Raw genomic sequence first — 17,040 nt, 5'->3', positions numbered from 1 at the left:
ATTGTTTATGAAAAAAATGGGTGTATTCCTATTTTTCCTTGTTCTTATTCCAACCCTTAGTTTTGGACAAGTTGAAAAATATAAAGCTGTATTTACATTGAACTTTGTGAGGTACATAGGATGGCCAGATGCAGCTAAAGAAGGGGATTTTGTGATTGGTGTGATAAAGGATAGTAGGGTAGCAAATTGGTTAACTAAACAATCTACAGGTAAAAAATTTGGTTATCAAAACGTAGTTGTCAAAGAGTTTAAATCTATCGATGAATTAACAGCTTGTCAAGTAGTGTTTGTATCTTCATCGATTAATTATTCGAAGCATGCAGCAACTATAAAAAGTGTGATTGGTAAAAATTCACTCATTATAACAGAGGCTGAAGGGGCAACCAAGCATGGCTCTGTAATTAACTTTGTTGTTAGAGATAATAACCTAAAATTTGAAATTAGTGGTAATAATGCACAAGCTCTCGGACTAAGCATTAGTTCTAAGCTTGAGAATATGGCTGCTGCTATTAAAATGTAGTATTACTTTAATAAATTGATGTATGAAAATTAAACTTAATATAGCTCAAAAATTAATTATTGGTTTTGGGTTGATTTTAGTGGCAATACTTATTAATGGGGTTTCAACTTCTGTTACACTTAATAATAGTAGAACACTAAGTGAAGAGATTACTAAGATCTACAGTCCTTCTGAGAAGTTAATTAGTCAATATCACGATATGTTGGTTAGTTCTAAATCGCTTATAAAAAGCTGGGTGTTTATTGATAGACAGCCTGGTACTTCAGATAAGCAGTCTCTCGAAGAGTTGCATTCAAATAATTACCCTGAATTATTAGAAAGCTTAGAGTCGATTAAATCAGAGTGGAGCACTAAAAATCAGTTGTTATTTGATTCTTTAAAAGTTCAAACAGACGACTTGTTTTTAAAGCAAAAATATGTGATGACGAGCTTAAACTCTTTTGAGTCGTATGACGATGTTATGGTGATATTTGAAGTTGAACCAATGGTTCAAGAAGACGGAGAAATCATTATGTTGTGTGATAAATTAACCGAGAGATTGGAGACTCTAGGTGACGAGTTTGCTACACTTAATACCAAAGCATTAGAAGATATGGATGCTTCATTTGGTTGGTTTAATGGTTTTGTGATCATTATGTTGATTGTGTTGGTTTTGGTATCAGCTTCTATCGCATATATTTTGTATAATAGTGTTGTTAAGCCTTTAAATAAAGGAGTTGCTTTTGCTCAAACTATTGGTGAAGGAGATTTAACGGCGAAGTTGGATATACAACAAGAAGATGAAATCGGTTTGTTAGCTGAAGCGCTGAAGACAATGGCAACTAACTTGAAGAATATTGTTGTTTCGATTAAAGAGAATGCGAATGATTTGGTAACAAATGGCCAAACATTAAAAGATAGTTCAATGCAATTGTCTAAAGGATCAGCAGATCAGGCTGCTTCTGCGGAAGAAGTTTCTACATCTATTGAAGAGATGGTTGCTAATATTGACCAGAATACAGAGAATGCTGTTGAAACTGAGAAAATTACGGTTGAAACTGCTAGTGATGTTAATGTTGCCGATGGGTTATCATCCAAGGCTGCCAATTCAATGCAACTAGTTTCTGAAAAGATTACGATAATTGGAGATATTGCCTTTCAAACAAATATCTTAGCTTTAAATGCAGCCGTTGAAGCTGCAAGGGCAGGAGAGCACGGAAGAGGATTTTCAGTTGTTGCTGCCGAAGTAAGAAAGTTGGCTGAAAGAAGTAAGGTTGCAGCAGATGAAATTCATAGTTTAGTAACTGATGGATTAAAGGTATCTAAAGAGGCTGGAGAAAAATCACGTTTGCTTGTTCCGGATATTGAAAAAACAACACAGTTAATTAAAGAAATATCTGCAGCTAGTTTAGAACAAAAAACGGGAGCTGAGCAGATAAATATGGCAATGCAACAGCTGAATTTAATTACTCAAGAAAATGCATCGTCTTCTGATGAGTTAACACAAAGTTCAGAGCAGTTGTCTGTTCTTGCTGATCGGCTAAAAGATGCGGTTGGCTTCTTTACTATTGGAGATTCAGATGTTAAGATAAAGCCATCAGAACCAAAGTCTACCGATGCTGTTGCTGAAAATAAACAAGATAGCGTACAAGAAAGAGAACCAATAAAACCATCTACAAGTGGTGAAATAATAAATCTGGATAAGGATTTTAATTTAGACAATTACGAGAAATTTTAATCACAAAGCCTATTTCAATGGATGCACCATTTAAGATTGATGTTAATAAATCCGATACAGAAACCAATATTGCAGTTTCAGGAGATCTGATAATTAACCATATTGAAAAAATAAAAGAAGGATTAGATAATTCTATTGATTTTTCTAAGAACTTAACTTTAGATTTAAATGGAATTACGAGTATTGATATAACTTTTATTCAATTAATTATTTCGTTAAAGAAGTCATTTCAAAGTAGTGCTAAACAAATAGTGTTTAAGAATAACTTTAATGATGAGATTAAAACTTTGCTTCAAAATGCAGGTTTTAACAATTTATTTTAAACAATAGATATAAAAACAAATATAACATTATGGCTAAAACAGTTCTTATTGTTGATGATTCTGAGAGTATTAGAGAAGTTGTAAACTTTACTTTAGAAAATGAAGGTTATGATGTCTTAGTGGGAATTGATGGAGAAGATGCTCTGCAATTTTTAGATGGAAGACATATTGATATTATCATTACCGATTTACACATGCCTAACCTCGATGGTTTGGGTTTAATACGTAAAGTTCGTGAAATAGAGACTTATAAACATATTCCAATTTTATTTTTAACTACAGAATCACAAGCATCCAAAAAGATGGAAGCCAAACAGGCAGGAGCAACAGGTTGGATTATTAAACCATTTGTGCCAGCAAAGCTGTTAAGTGCTATTTCGCGAGTGCTGAGGTAGTCTAAAAACCCTAAGAAACTCATCCCTAATTGGCTTGAGTAGTTAAGAAATGAAAATCAAGAACGAGCATGATTGATAAGTTTAGAGCTAAATTTGTAGAAGAGTCCCTCGATAATGTTCAGGACCTAGAAGAATCTCTGCTGTTATTAGAGAATGATAGGACTGACAAAGAAATAATTGAGCGTATATTTAGAGCCATGCACTCACTGAAAGGTGGTGGCGCTATGTTTGGGTTTACAGATTTAAGTGAGTTTACTCACCATCTTGAAACTGTTTTTGATTGGGTTAGAAATGGCAAATTAGCAATCTCAGACGACCTAATTTCGTTAACTTTTGAAGCCATTGATCAAATTAAACACTATTTAAGTGTTGGTGATTTAGAGGATGAGGATGAAAAAAAACAAGCCAATGCCCTAACAAATAAAGTAAAACGCTTTGTTTCAAATCCATCAGAGCACGATGAAGTTGAGTTGACTGAAAGTGTGCAATCAACTGAAGAAGAGCAAGATGGTTCAAAATCTTACTTTATTAAGTTTGTGCCTCATGCAGATATTCTACGTAATGGTACAAACCCTCTTTTTTTATTAGATGATCTTCATGATTTAGGTAAGGCGCATGTTATTTATAATGACGCTAAGGCGCCTCTTTATGATGCATTTGACCCAGTAAGTTGCTTCGTTTCTTGGATAATTATTTTAAATACAGAAGAGGCAATAAATGAAATTCAAGATGTGTTCATTTTTGTTGAAGATGAATGTGATCTTGAAATAACAGAGGTTTCTGATGGCAATATATTAGAGCAAAAAGCCTTTCAAGATTTACTAGAAAGTAATAAGGAGTCAGGCGATACAATAAGTTCTGAAAAATTAAAAAAGTTAGAATCTGTTGATGCTAAAGAAGAACCTAAGGAAGCAACCAAGAAAAAGGTAGTTCAGCTTAAAGAAACGAAGATATCAAGTATTCGTGTAGCCTCAAATAAGATTGATGAGCTTGTTAATTTAGTAAGTGAATTAGTTACTATCCAGGCGCAGTTAAACTTATATGCAGAAAAAGATGGTCAGCCAGGGATAATTGCCCTATCTGAAAATATTCAAAAACTAACCAGACAACTGCGTGATAATGCTTTTGAAATTAGTTTGATACCTCTTCAAAACGATTTAATGAGGTTTCAGCGTTTGGTTCGCGATTTATCAAAAGAACTGAATAAAGAAATTGACTTTATTATTGAAGGTGGAGATATTGAGTTAGATAAAAATATAATTGAGCACCTAACCGATCCTTTACTTCATATGATACGTAATTGTATCGATCATGGTATTGAAATGCCCGACGAACGTATCACCAAAGGAAAGTCACCGAAGGGTACAATTATATTTAGAGCTTATTACGAAGGAGCTAGCGTTATAATCAAAGTTATAGATGATGGTAAGGGTATAGATCCTAACTTTATTCTTAAAAAGGCAATTAGTAAAGGTTTAGTTGCCGAGGATGTTGAGTTAACTAGAAAAGAGATTTTCGATTTAGTTTTTATGAGCGGTTTTTCTACACGAGAAAACGTATCTGATCTTTCAGGGCGTGGAGTAGGAATGGACGTTGTGAAAAGAAAAATTGGAGCCATACGAGGTGAAGTTTCTATAGACTCAGAGGTTGATAAAGGAACTACAATTACACTTGAATTACCATTAACATTATCTATTATTGATGGCCTTTTAGTGGAAGTTGCCAAAAAACAATATGTTATTCCTATTTCTTCTATCGAAAAGTTATATCCTCTGCCAGAAGCTGATAAAAGTAAGATATTTAATGAAGTAATATCTCTTGGCGAGGAACAGTTTCCGGTTATTGATTTGCAAAAAGTGTTCAAAACACCATCATCAAACGAAAAACAGCATATTGTTCAGGTTAAATACGAGAACAAAAAGATTGGTTTAATTGTAGATGATGTTATTGGAGAGTACCAAACGGTAGTTAAACCTTTGGGCAAATTGTTAAGAAGCCAAGAAATTATTTCTGGGGCATCAATTATGGGAGATGGATCAATATCAATGGTAATTGATACCAATAGATTAATTCATAATAATTGGATCCAAAAATTGAATAAATAATTCGTTATGGAGGGTTTACCAACTACAAAAATATCATTCAAATTACAAAATCAAACCTATGCTATTGATAGCTTAAAGGTTAGGAATATATTGCCATTTGAGGATAATATTACATCAGTACCAAATACTGAAACATATGTTTTAGGTGTAATTAACCTTCATGGTAATATCATCCCAGTGGTTGATATGCGTATGGTTTTGGGTATCGATGAAAAAGATATCACCAGAGATACTTCTATTGTTATAGTTTCACCAGAAGATAAAATAGAAACCCAATTTGGGATAATGGTTGACTTGGTACAAGAGGTTTTTGAGATTGAGGAAGATAAAATTACACCAAGCCCTTTTACAAAAGGTATGGGTATGATTCAGCATTTTGAAGGTACAATTCAACAAAAAGATCAATTTATTCACCTAATGGATATCATGCATATCAATAGTCAACTTGAAAGTAAAGTAATTAAGTAATGGAAGAAATAACAAACTCATATTTATCTTTCTCTGTGGGCGATCAATCCTTTGCTATTCATGTTAGTAAGGTAAACGAAATAAGGGAGTTCGAAGAGCCAAGAAACATGCCTGAAGCGATTTCCTTTATGAAGGGAGTAATTGACTTTAGAGATGAAGTAATACCAGTTATTGATACAGCGGTTAAGTTTGGTATGAAGGCTTCAGAATATACAGCACAGACGTGCATTGTAATTATTGATATTACTAAAAAAGAAGAAGGTAAAGTATTTCGTTTAGGGATTATTGCTGATGCAGTATCAGATGTTTTTGAGGCCGAACAAGAGAACTTTAAAGCTATCGAGAATGATTATAGTCCTAATTACATTGAGGCAAACTATAATAGCAAAGACAAGCATTATTTAATATTAAATGCTGATGAAGTATTTAGTACAAAAGATATTATCGATTTACAACAAATTATAAAACAATAAATTAATTGGTACACGAAAACAAAACATATATAAAAGAGTTGGATTGTTTTAAGGCAGAATTGTCAGAGAAGGATTTTAAGGCGTTTAGCAGTTTTATTTATACTGAGTTTGGTATAAAAATGCCTGCAGTAAAGCGTATTATGCTTCAAGGCCGTTTGCTAAAACGTATCCGTTCTCTTAATATGAATTCGTATACCGAGTATAAAGACTATCTGTTTAGTGCTGAAGGTCACAAGGAAGAGATTTTTAATTTTCTGAATGTAGTCACAACCAATAAAACAGATTTTTTTAGAGAGCCTGTTCATTTCGATTTTCTTAATAGTACAGTTTTACCTAATCATATAAATGGTAATCAGTCGAGAGAAGTTTTTAAAATTTGGAGTGCAGGATGTTCTAGTGGTGAGGAATTGTATACTATTTCTATGATTCTTAATGAATTTAAAAGAAGTAATGTAAGTTTCAATTACTCAATGTTAGGTACAGATATCTCAAAAAATGTATTGAGTAAAGCAGCTAGAGGAGTATACCCTTTTAATAAGGTTGATATAGTACCTCTCGATTTAAAAAGGAAGTATTTTTTAAAAAGTAAAGATAAAGAGAATCCAACAGTTAAGGTTCAGTCTGAATTACAACGTAATTTAAATCTGAAATTTTTAAACCTAATGGATTCAAGTTATTCAAATATTACTGAAAAATTCGATGTGATTTTTTGCAGAAATGTACTCATCTATTTTGATAGAGCTACACAAGAAGCAGTAATAAATAAACTAAGTATGCACCTAAAAGTTGGCGGTTTTTTCTTTATAGGACATTCCGAATCACTAACGGGTATGGATGTACCCTTAGAGCATATTAAACCAACCATTTTTAGAAAAAAATAAAGCAGAAATAAGCCATGAGTACTAATTTAACAGACAGGCAGTTACTTAAGGAATTAAGACTGAGACTAGAAGAGGGTAAAAAAAGTCAGAAAGAAATAACGGATCTTACTCTTGATTTACAAAGTGTTTCAAAAAAATTTAAAGATTCTGAAGCTCTTAAGAGTCATTTCATTTCTAATATTTCAAATGAGATTGTAAATCCATTTACGTCTATACTTGGATTATCTAAAGCCATTCTATCGGTTGAAAAGCACGATTGGAAAAAGGTAGTATCAATGGTTGCATTAATACACTCAGAGGCTTTTAATCTTGATTTTCAGCTTAAAAATATTTTTGTAGCGGCAAAAATTGAAGCGGGAGAAATAGCACCAAATATCGCGAAAGTTAATATCAGAAGTTTACTGCAAACAGTTGTAGATTCATTCAATATCATTTCACGTAAGATGGGAATTTCATTCGATATTCAGTTTAATATCGAACATGGTTTTGGAAAGAATTTCTACTTTAAAACAGATTCTGAGAAGTTAAAGCTAATACTTAGTAATCTTATTAATAATGCATTAAAGTATAGTTATAAAGATAGCAAAGTAGTTGTTTCTGTTTGGCTTGATGATGAAGATGTATTAAAGATAGGTGTTCAAGATTTCGGAACTGGAATTACAGAAAAAAATCAAAAAACTATTTTCGAACGTTTCAAACGTTTGGATACTGGTATTAATTCTATTAATCGTGGTCACGGTTTAGGATTATCCATTACCAAAGCTTTACTTGATGTTCTTAGTGGAAATATTGAAATAGATAGTAAAAAAGGAGAAGGTTCAACTTTTACAATAAGTGTTCCTGAAGCAAAAAATATTGTGGATGGATTTAGTGGAGATGGTAACGATATTTTCTTCGATGATGAAGATGAGATCTTTTAAGGGATATTAGATGACTCAATATTTACAACATTTTTTATACCCTTCTTCGCTATTTGTAAGTAAGGAGCCTTATCTGGTAAAAACGATTCTGGGCTCTTGCGTAGCAATATGTCTGTGGGATTCAAGGCTTCGGATAGGCGGTATTAATCATTATATGCTTCCTACCTGGAATGGTAATGATTTAGCATCGCCTAAATACGGAAACATCGCAACTGATAAACTTATTGATCGGTTGGTTTTTCACGGATCAAGGATTCAGGATCTTCAGGCCAAAATATTTGGCGGTGGTGAAATGATGGAAACCAATTCAAAAACCTTAATCGGTGAACGAAATATTCGATTAGCTCGAATTATACTTGAAGAACGTGGCATACCTATTGTTGCGTCAAGTACAGGAGGAAAGCGTGGCCGTAAGATTATCTTTTTCACAGATACAGGCGAAGTGAGGCATAAATTATTAGAAAAGAAAACGCTTTAAATACATAAAACATTAATTTGTTGCGTATTTTACAAAGTGGGTGATTTTTAACAGCAAATTTTATGGATAAAATAAAAGTTTTAATAGTAGATGATTCAGCAGTAGTGCGACAAAGTTTATCATCAATATTGAGTTCCGATTCAGATATTGAGGTAATTGGTACTGCAGCAGATCCTATTATTGCCGTTAAAAAGATCATGAAAGAAGTGCCTGACGTGATCACCTTGGATATAGAGATGCCTAGGATGGATGGACTAACTTTTTTAAGAAAGATTATGTCTCAACATCCAATCCCTGTAGTGGTTATTTCTTCTCTTACCAATGAGGGGACTGAAGTTGCAATGAAAGCACTAGAATATGGTGCAGCAGAAATTATTGGTAAACCAGCTATGAATGCTGGTAAGTTTATAAACGAGTCTAAAATTACAATCTGTGATGCAGTTAAGGCTGCTTCTCATGTAAAGATGTTACGAAGGAAGGCCGCACCTACTTCAACATCAAAAAAGGTTTCAAGACCACGAGTAAAACCTAAACCTATTGAAGTAAGTCCTAGATATTCTGCTGACGTAATTCTTGAAAAGGGTTCAGCAGCAAATAGAATTACAAAGACAGAAGATGTTATAGTTTTAGGGGCTTCAACAGGTGGTACAGAGGCCATTCGAACGTTGCTAAAAAGTTTGCCTCCAAAAATGCCAGGTATTGCTATTGTTCAGCATATGCCTGAGGGATTTACAAAATCTTTTGCCAATAGTTTAAATAATATTTGTGAGTTAGAGGTTAAGGAGGCTGAAAATGGCGATAAACTATACCAAGGCAGAGTTTTAATAGCCCCAGGAAACCATCACATGCTATTAAAGCGTGTTGGTAAGGAATATTTTGTTGAGGTTAAAGATGGCCCTCTAGTAAACAGGCACCGACCATCAGTTGATGTATTATTTCGCAGTGCCTCTCGATATGCGGGTAAAAATTGTACCGGAATATTACTTACAGGGATGGGTAATGATGGAGCTAAAGGTTTGCTTGAATTAAAGGATTCGGGCGGAGAAACCATTGCACAGGATGAGCAAAGTTCTATTGTATACGGAATGCCTAAAGAAGCTGCCAAGTTGGGCGCAGCAAATCATATTAAAGCATTAAAAGATATTGCCCCATTTTTACTAAAGTAATTGTTTTATTAAAAATTGGGATGTACTTTCAGCTTTCTTTCGTGGAAGCTAAGTATTATATAGATTATAAAGTATTTTGATAAATAAAAATATTAAACGTGAAGAAGCTAGACTTATCTCGCATCATTAAAAGATTTACACTAGGAGGGGTGCTATTAGGAATTGTAATTCTTGTATTAGTTTACCTATTCAACTTAAATTCAGGTGTATTTCAACAGTCCAATAGAACAATCGCAGATATGTTCTATTTTTTTCCAGGTATGTGGATTGTTTTTTTACTACCAATTTTATCTGGTAGCATCGGTTACTTTTATGCAAAAGTATTTGTCAAAAATATTAGTAAGCAAAATGAATATATAGATGCTGAGTCAAAGAAATCTGAAATTGTACTAGACTTCGTGAATAACCTGCGTCAAGGTAATTTGAAGAACACTGATTTACAGACTGCAAAAAAAGATAAGCTTACAAAATCATTATTGAAACTGCGCGATTACTTGGTACAAAGTAAACAAGAGCAAGAGCAAGGTAGAATAGAGGAGGAGCAACGTACTTGGGTAACCAATGGTTTAGCTCAGTTTGCTGAAATTTTGCGCCGAAATAATGATAATATTGAAGAGTTATCGTACAATATTATTTCCTATTTGGTTAATTATATGAAGATTAACCAAGGAGGTTTCTACCTGCTGACAAAAAATGAAAAAGGAGAAAAAGTATTTGAACTTAGTTCATGCATTGCCTTTGATAGAAAAAAGTTTGCCGATAAAACAATTCAGTGGGAAGAGGGACTTATTGGACGTTGTGGGTTAGAGAAAGAAACAATTTACATTACCGACGTTCCAAATAATTACATAAATATTACTTCAGGCCTAGGAGAAAGTAATCCTAGCGCAATACTCCTTGTGCCACTAAAGGCAAACGATGAAATTTATGGAGTTATTGAGTTGGCATCATTTAGGCCATTTGAATCTTTTGAAATCGAATTTGTTGAGCGTTCCGCAGAAAGTATTGCATCTACTATATCAACAGTTCAAATTAATATTCAAACTACAAAGTTACTCCACGAAACTCAGATTCAAGCTGAGAAAATGGCGCAACAAGAAGAGGAATTACGTCAGAACCTAGAAGAAATGCAAGCGACACAAGAAGAATCTGATCGTCGTGAGGTTGAAATGAAAGGTATACTCGAGGCTATTGATAACTCTGCCATTAGTTGCGAGTTTGAAACAGATGGTACTTTAATTTCTGTAAATCAATTGTTTTTACAAACTTTTAAATATTTACCAGAGGAAGTAGAGGATCAGAATCTTAAAATTTTCTTCTTTCATGATGATGTTGAAGAACTGTCTAAAATACTAACTGATTTACGTAATGGGCATAATTTTAAAGGCCGTGTAAAGCGTAGAACAAAATTAGGGGAAGAAATATTCTTATTAACAACATACACTCCTGTAGTTGATAATGCAGGTGAAATTGTTAAGATTTTAAGTCTTGAGAATGACGTAACAGAGCAAGTTTATATGGAAGAGCAAATGAAGCGCTCTAAGGATGAACTTGGCTTAATGTTAGAGCAGGCTCGCGATGAAATGAAAGAGCAGTTTAAAGAAATTGAAGCTGTAAAAGTTAGAAATGAAAAAACACTCGAAGGCGCATTAGATGCTATTGTAACTATAAACAAAGAAGGTATCCTAGAATTCTTCAATGAGGCTGCAGAAAAGTTGTGGGGCTATGAGCGCAATGATGTTTTAGGTCAGCATGTATCAATGCTTTTTGCAGATGACAAAGCTAAAAATGATGCATTTATTAATGCATACGTAACTACAGGAGCTCAAAAAGTTATTGGTGAGCGTAAAGAGGTGCCTATAAAAACTAAGTTTGGAGAAGAGGTTTACGTATTGTTTTTATTATCTGATGCACAAACTGGCGAAGACCACTCTTTTACAGCGTTTATTCAAAACGTTGAGGTGGAATTGTTTTAATATTAAAAAGAATAGTGGAGAAACTTAACTTTAAAACATACCTCGAGGAACTAAAAAAATATTCAAGATATAACTTTTGTGGATATTCAGAGAATTCGATCTATCGTAGGCTTGAAAAGGTATTAACTGATAAACGAATTTCTTTAGAAGAACTACTTGATATTACTAAAAAGGATCAAAAGTTTGTTGATAACTTAGTTGACGAAATAACGGTAAATACTACAGATCTATTTAGAGATCCTGATACCTGGGTTTATCTTTATAATCATTTGTATAAGAAGCTAATAAGCAAGGATTCTATTAATGTATGGCATGCTGGCTGCTCAACAGGACAAGAAGTCTATTCTAGTCTAATTTTATTTAATGAATTAGGAGTACTCGATAAAGTAAATGTAATTGCCACTGATTTAAATTCTAAGGTTTTAAAAACAGCTCAAAATGGTGAGTACAGTTATAAAATTAATAAGCTTTATAGCAAATCATATAAAGATTTATTTGATAGGATAAATCCTGATGGGAACGATTTTAGTCATTATTTCGATGTTGATATAGATAATGACCTTATAAAGGTAAAAGACTTTTTAAGAAAGATTCCTAAGTATAAGCGTCATGATTTAGTGGAAGAAGATATACCATTTTATCAGAAATTTGATGTGATCTTTTGTCGCAATGTGATGATCTACTTCGATGGAGATCTTCAACTTAATGTGGTCAGAAAATTCTTTGATAAAATGAATGGAGGGGCATCCTTAATTCTTGGTTCTCATGAGTCTCTTCATGGATTTTTTAAAACTCGATTTACTAAAAAAGGTTTAGTTTATACTAAAACAAATACGTTTCATTATAAATATAAATAAGATGGCTTATATACCAACTATAAATGATATTAGGGATATAACACCATTACTATCAGAAAAACTTCATTTTGATTATACCAATTATGGCTTTTCTTTTTTAAAAAGAAGGTTTACTTTCCTTTTTCAAAAACTGAGCATTAAAAAGCTATCTCAATTTATTGATGGAATTCACGATGGCAGTTTATTAGATGATATTAATTATTTATTCCCAATACCTACCACTGAATTATTCAGAGATCCTTCATTTTGGAGGATATTAAGACAAAAGATAAATAAATACCATTCAGATAAAAAACTCGTGTTTTGGCTTCCTGAGCTATCTTCAAATGAAGAGTTATTTTCTTTATTAATAATAATTCAAAGTCTGAATGTTGGTGAAGATGTGAAAATCTACCTTAATATTAATAACCCACAAAGTAAATCAGAGTTGCTAAGCGGATATTTAGATGTTAAAAACAAGGAACTAAATAAGAGCAATTTAAAAAGGTTGGATGATAAATTGAACGAGGATGATTTTATTCTTAATACAGAAGATGAATATTCTTTAAAGTCAGAGTTGCTAAAATCACTATCTGTTTTAGACGGTAACTTTACAGAAGCACAACCACCTAAGAATTCTGTATTTATGATTTTGTTCCGAAATACAATGGTTAATTATAATCTAAGGTTACAGAAAACTGTAGAAAGCTCTTTTGTTGAATGCCTTCAACCTGATGGCTTATTGGCATTAGGTATACAAGAAAGAATAAGTCCAAACTCAAATGAATATTTTCTATTCAATGAGAATGAAAGCATATATAAAGTGATAAAATAATGACTGTATCTATAAACGATTATAAAGCCATTGTTATTGGAGGTTCAGCCGGAAGTTTTTCTGTTGTCTCTAAAATGCTTGCTAAAATTAAACCAGATTTTAAGTTGCCAATAATTATCTGTATGCATAGATTAAAACATGTGCGTTCAGGTTTGGTCGATAGTTTAAATATTAAATCAAACATCCCGGTTGTTGAACCGTTTGATAAAGATAAAATTGAACCAGGGAAGGTTTATATCGCGCCATCAAATTACCATTTATTTATTGAGTTTGATAATACATTTTCATTGTCAACAGAAGGCGTCCATAATCATAGCAGACCAGCAATCGACTATACATTAAGTTCTGCAGCAACCTCGCTTAGAGGAAAATTAATAGGTATTATATTAACAGGAGCTAATAAGGATGGAGCCCAGGGTATGAAACAAATTCATACAAAAAATGGATATACAATTGTTCAGGATCCTAAAACTTGTGATATAGTTACAATGCCCAAAGCTACTTTAGATCTATTCACTCCAAAGGCTATAATGAGCCCTGATGAGATTACCAATTTTTTAAATAATCTTGAATAATTCATTATGAAAAGGAATCATAAACTACTTTATCTTATTGCTACGCTTGCATTCATATTTACTTTGTGTAAGTATGTTTTCACGCAATTTGAGGTTTCAGGATCATTTATAATTTTTGAAGGCTTTTCGTATATTTTCTTCTTACTTATTATTTTCATAAGTGATCGTAGTTTATCTGAAAGTAGAAATAGTATTTTTAAACTAAATGAGAAAATTATTCAAAACGATAAAGAATCTCAATGTAAAATTGGGGATTTAGAATCTCAATTAAAAGAATTCACGGGTGATGGTAAGAAGGAGGCAGATGATTCTAAAATTAGCTCTATAAAAGGAGCTATTCTTAATTTAGATGATGCATCAACATTATTAAGCGAACTATCAAAGTTTTTTGAGATTGGATTAGCAATATGTTACATAAAGAAACAACCTTCTGAAGAATTTGTCGTAGAAGGACATTACGGTTTATCTGATGAAGTTGAAATTGAAAACTTTATACAAGGTGATGGCTTTAATGGCCAGGCAGTTGTTGATAAAAAGCCACTAGTGATTACAGATATAGATTCAGAATATTTTAATATTGAATCTTGTTCAGGTGCTGAAAAACCTTGCAATCTGTATTTGCTTCCTTTGGTAAAGAACGGAGAGACAATTGCCCTTTTGGAATTGGCTTCATTTGCTGATATACAAATACAGCATTATTGGGAAGAAATTAATAATGTGATAATTGAATCAAAGCTCATTAACTAGTAATTATGTTCAATAGAGAAAAAATATTGAAAATTAAGAAAAGTATTGATCTGTCTCTTATATCGGATAGCAATTTCTTTTTTCTTTGTTGCCTAGTGTTGTTGCTATTGCTAATTGTATGGGGTGGTTTTGTTAATTTTATTAACTCACCTTTCTCAATGAATGCAATTGTACAAATACATTCTTCATTACTTGTGTGGTTTGTTGATGCCTTGGTTTTATCAATCCCATTTATTTTAATATTAGTATTAGGCTATAATAAAGAAATTAGGAAAAGGTATAGTAAAGAAAACAGCTTGTTAAAGCAGGAAATTAAGACAAATCTAGATTTTATTGATGTTATCCGAAATGGAAAAATCCAGAATTATATGGATAATAGTCAATTAAAATCCTCTCCATTATATCTTTTAGCCCGCGATTTAGATAAAACCAAAAGAAAGGAAGATGAGCAAAAATGGGTTACCGAAGGAAAAGAGCTATTAAATGACATTCTGCGAACGCACCGAAATATAGATAAGTTATCAATTGAAACCTTAAAGGGTATAATTAATTATACAGGTGCCTCATTAGGTTCGTTTTATATATTTAGAGATGGCAAACTTTTTAACAATGCCACTTATGCATATAGTCGTCAACGCTTCGAGAATCAAGAAGTATCCATAGGAAAAGGACTTGTTGGTCAAGTTGCGTTTGAAAAAGCCATGGTATATAGAACCGAAATACCAGATGACTATTTTATTATAAAAAGTGGATTAATTGGAGATCAGAAACCAAAATCTTTAATTATTCTGCCTTTAATGCAAGAAGAAGAACTTCAGGGTATTATTGAATTAGGATTTTTAGATAATAGTTTACCAAAATATAAATTAGAATTTGCCGAAGAGTTAAGCAGTATAATTGGTAGAACTATTTATGCGCAAAAGATTAATTATAAAACTGAGCGCTTATTAGAGGAGTCACAAAAAATGACTTTAACACTTCAGAAAAATGAAGAGACCTTAAAAGAAAATGCTAAAGAGATGATGATTGCTCAAGAAGATCTGGAGCAGTCTAATCAGTTATTAGAAAGTAAAATACAAGAGGTGGAAAATGGACAGAAACGTTTGGTTGCTTTATTAACAAATGCTTCTGAGTTTATTTCTATTTACGATGAGAATCAACGCTTGGTATTTGAAAGTCCATCTGTTAAACGTATTCTTGGTTATAGCGATGAAGATGAAGGAATATCAGGTATGGATCCTGATTTATTAACTCCTAAAGGATATAAAACAATAAATAATCTATTCAAATACCTTAAGGCTACACCAGGAGGAGAAAGTACTGCGCAGTATGCCTATCTTAGAAAGAATGGTGAAAAGTTATTTTTAGAGACGAAGGGTAAAAACTTATTACATGATCCTGCCATTCGCGGTATAATCTTTAATACACAGGATATTACAGAACGTATTAGAGCTGAGAAAGAGGAGCGCATGAAAAGTAGAATGCAATCTTTATCAGAGAACTCGCCTGATATGATTATTCGTATTAACACCACAGGAAAAGTTGTTTATGCCAATCCGGCTGTTGCTCAGTTTATAGGTTTGAGCATTGGTAAAATTGTGCGTAAGCGAATGAATGATATCGCTATCGACCCACGTTTCCTTGAGTTTGTTGAAACTGTTTTAACAAAAATAAAGGCTACTCGTCAGCAAATTATCGATGAAATTGAGATGGAAGCTGATGAAGGTACACGTGTAATGGGTATCAAAGCAATTCCAGAGTTTAACGATGAAAAAGACTTAGAATCGATCTTATTTGTGGCTCATGATATGACCGAGCTTAAAAAGATTGAGCAAGAAATAAAGGAAAAAAACAAGAAAATTTCCGATAGTATAAACTACGCACAACGTATTCAAACTTCCATATTACCAGATACTGCGTTTATACAAAGGTACTTCCCACGCTCATTTATGTTTTATCGACCTAAGGATGTGGTTAGTGGTGATTTCCCTTGGTTTGCTGAGAAAGATGGTAAGCAATATATTGCGGCGGTTGACTGTACAGGTCATGGAGTACCAGGGGCTCTTTTATCTTTTATTGGTTACTTCCTATTAAATAATATTGTGAATATTGATGAAGGGTTAAATGCAGCTGAAATTCTCGAAGAACTTCATCAAGGCGTTCGCCATACACTAAAGCAGAACGAAGAAGGTAATAATGGAAGAGATGGAATGGATCTTGCACTATGTAAAATAGATAAAGAAAATCGTACAATACAATTTGCAGGTGCGCATAATCCATTATATTTGCTCCGAAATGGCGAATTAATAGAATATAAAGGAAGTAGGAAAGGTATTGGAGGAAAACCTCTTTTGAAGAAAAAGGAGAAAGAGTTTGATAATCATATAATAGAATATCAAGAAGGAGATAAAGTATTTATTTTCTCAGATGGTCTTCCTGATCAATTAGGAGGAGAAAAAAGAAAGAAATATCAAACACGCCGAATAAGAGAGGCTTTAACCGAGAATGCAGATCATACTATGTCGCATTATTCGCGCCATTTTTCAGAAGAGTTTTATAGCTGGAAAGGCGAAGAGAAGCAGGTAGATGATGTATTGTTAATAGGAATTGAATTATAAATACAAA

At 32.9% G+C, this 17,040-nt stretch carries 17 protein-coding genes; all 17 read left to right on the top strand.

Features of this window, described 5'->3' with window-relative positions:
• Positions 1-7 precede the first annotated feature (7 nt).
• The 17 genes from QMO11_RS03715 to QMO11_RS03635 all read left to right on the top strand — a co-directional run bounded on the left by QMO11_RS03715 (position 8) and on the right by QMO11_RS03635 (position 17,033).
• The gene (locus QMO11_RS03715) at positions 8-520 is read left to right on the top strand and encodes a YfiR family protein (protein ID WP_282036087.1); all 513 of its coding nucleotides are present in this window, start codon (positions 8-10) and stop codon (positions 518-520) included.
• A gap of 22 nt (positions 521-542) precedes the next feature.
• Entirely contained in the window at positions 543-2,237 is a 1,695-nt protein-coding gene (locus QMO11_RS03710; protein WP_282036086.1) for a methyl-accepting chemotaxis protein, read from the top strand.
• Positions 2,238-2,254: 17 nt separating this feature from the next.
• Positions 2,255-2,560: an STAS domain-containing protein gene (locus QMO11_RS03705; protein ID WP_282036085.1), complete on the top strand. Its 306-nt coding sequence runs from the start codon at positions 2,255-2,257 to the stop codon at positions 2,558-2,560.
• Positions 2,561-2,589: 29 nt separating this feature from the next.
• Positions 2,590-2,955 carry a response regulator gene (locus QMO11_RS03700; RefSeq protein WP_282036084.1) on the top strand — a complete coding sequence of 122 codons (366 nt, stop codon included), beginning with the start codon at positions 2,590-2,592 and terminating at the stop codon, positions 2,953-2,955.
• A gap of 68 nt (positions 2,956-3,023) precedes the next feature.
• Positions 3,024-5,060, top strand: coding sequence for a chemotaxis protein CheA (locus QMO11_RS03695; RefSeq protein ID WP_282036083.1), 2,037 nt, complete (start codon positions 3,024-3,026; stop codon positions 5,058-5,060).
• A 6-nt stretch (positions 5,061-5,066) separates the two neighbouring features.
• Positions 5,067-5,528, top strand: a complete 462-nt coding sequence (locus QMO11_RS03690; RefSeq protein WP_282036082.1) for a chemotaxis protein CheW — start codon at positions 5,067-5,069, stop codon at positions 5,526-5,528.
• Positions 5,528-6,001: a chemotaxis protein CheW gene (locus QMO11_RS03685; protein ID WP_282036081.1), complete on the top strand. Its 474-nt coding sequence runs from the start codon at positions 5,528-5,530 to the stop codon at positions 5,999-6,001. Before QMO11_RS03690 ends, QMO11_RS03685 begins: the two co-directional genes overlap by 1 nt.
• A 5-nt stretch (positions 6,002-6,006) precedes the next feature.
• A complete protein-coding gene (locus QMO11_RS03680; RefSeq protein ID WP_282036080.1) occupies positions 6,007-6,882 on the top strand; it encodes a CheR family methyltransferase in 876 nt (291 codons plus the stop codon).
• A gap of 14 nt (positions 6,883-6,896) precedes the next feature.
• Complete coding sequence (locus tag QMO11_RS03675) at positions 6,897-7,802, top strand: sensor histidine kinase (protein ID WP_282036079.1); 906 nt, start codon at positions 6,897-6,899, stop codon at positions 7,800-7,802.
• 154 nt (positions 7,803-7,956) lie between these two features.
• Entirely contained in the window at positions 7,957-8,280 is a 324-nt protein-coding gene (locus QMO11_RS03670; RefSeq protein ID WP_282036078.1) for a chemotaxis protein CheD, read from the top strand.
• Between the two features lie 62 nt (positions 8,281-8,342).
• Positions 8,343-9,446, top strand: a complete 1,104-nt coding sequence (locus QMO11_RS03665; protein ID WP_282036077.1) for a protein-glutamate methylesterase/protein-glutamine glutaminase — start codon at positions 8,343-8,345, stop codon at positions 9,444-9,446.
• A gap of 98 nt (positions 9,447-9,544) precedes the next feature.
• Positions 9,545-11,422 carry a PAS domain S-box protein gene (locus tag QMO11_RS03660; protein ID WP_282036076.1) on the top strand — a complete coding sequence of 626 codons (1,878 nt, stop codon included), beginning with the start codon at positions 9,545-9,547 and terminating at the stop codon, positions 11,420-11,422.
• Positions 11,423-11,436: 14 nt separating this feature from the next.
• Complete coding sequence (locus tag QMO11_RS03655) at positions 11,437-12,279, top strand: CheR family methyltransferase (protein WP_282036075.1); 843 nt, start codon at positions 11,437-11,439, stop codon at positions 12,277-12,279.
• Between the two features lies 1 nt (position 12,280).
• The gene (locus QMO11_RS03650; protein ID WP_282036074.1) at positions 12,281-13,093 is read left to right on the top strand and encodes a CheR family methyltransferase; all 813 of its coding nucleotides are present in this window, start codon (positions 12,281-12,283) and stop codon (positions 13,091-13,093) included.
• Positions 13,093-13,668, top strand: a complete 576-nt coding sequence (locus QMO11_RS03645) for a chemotaxis protein CheB (RefSeq protein WP_282036073.1) — start codon at positions 13,093-13,095, stop codon at positions 13,666-13,668. Before QMO11_RS03650 ends, QMO11_RS03645 begins: the two co-directional genes overlap by 1 nt.
• 6 nt (positions 13,669-13,674) lie before the next feature.
• A complete protein-coding gene (locus tag QMO11_RS03640; RefSeq protein WP_282036072.1) occupies positions 13,675-14,415 on the top strand; it encodes a GAF domain-containing protein in 741 nt (246 codons plus the stop codon).
• A 158-nt stretch (positions 14,416-14,573) separates the two neighbouring features.
• Positions 14,574-17,033, top strand: a complete 2,460-nt coding sequence (locus tag QMO11_RS03635) for a PAS domain S-box protein (RefSeq protein ID WP_282036071.1) — start codon at positions 14,574-14,576, stop codon at positions 17,031-17,033.
• The last annotated feature ends 7 nt before the right edge of the window (positions 17,034-17,040 follow it).

The sequence above is a fragment of the Saccharicrinis aurantiacus genome, assembly GCF_947489045.1.
Lineage (GTDB): Bacteria > Bacteroidota > Bacteroidia > Bacteroidales > Marinilabiliaceae > Saccharicrinis > Saccharicrinis aurantiacus.
The sequence above is the reverse complement of the archived record's forward strand: the minus strand, read 5'-3'. Positions and strand labels throughout refer to the sequence as shown.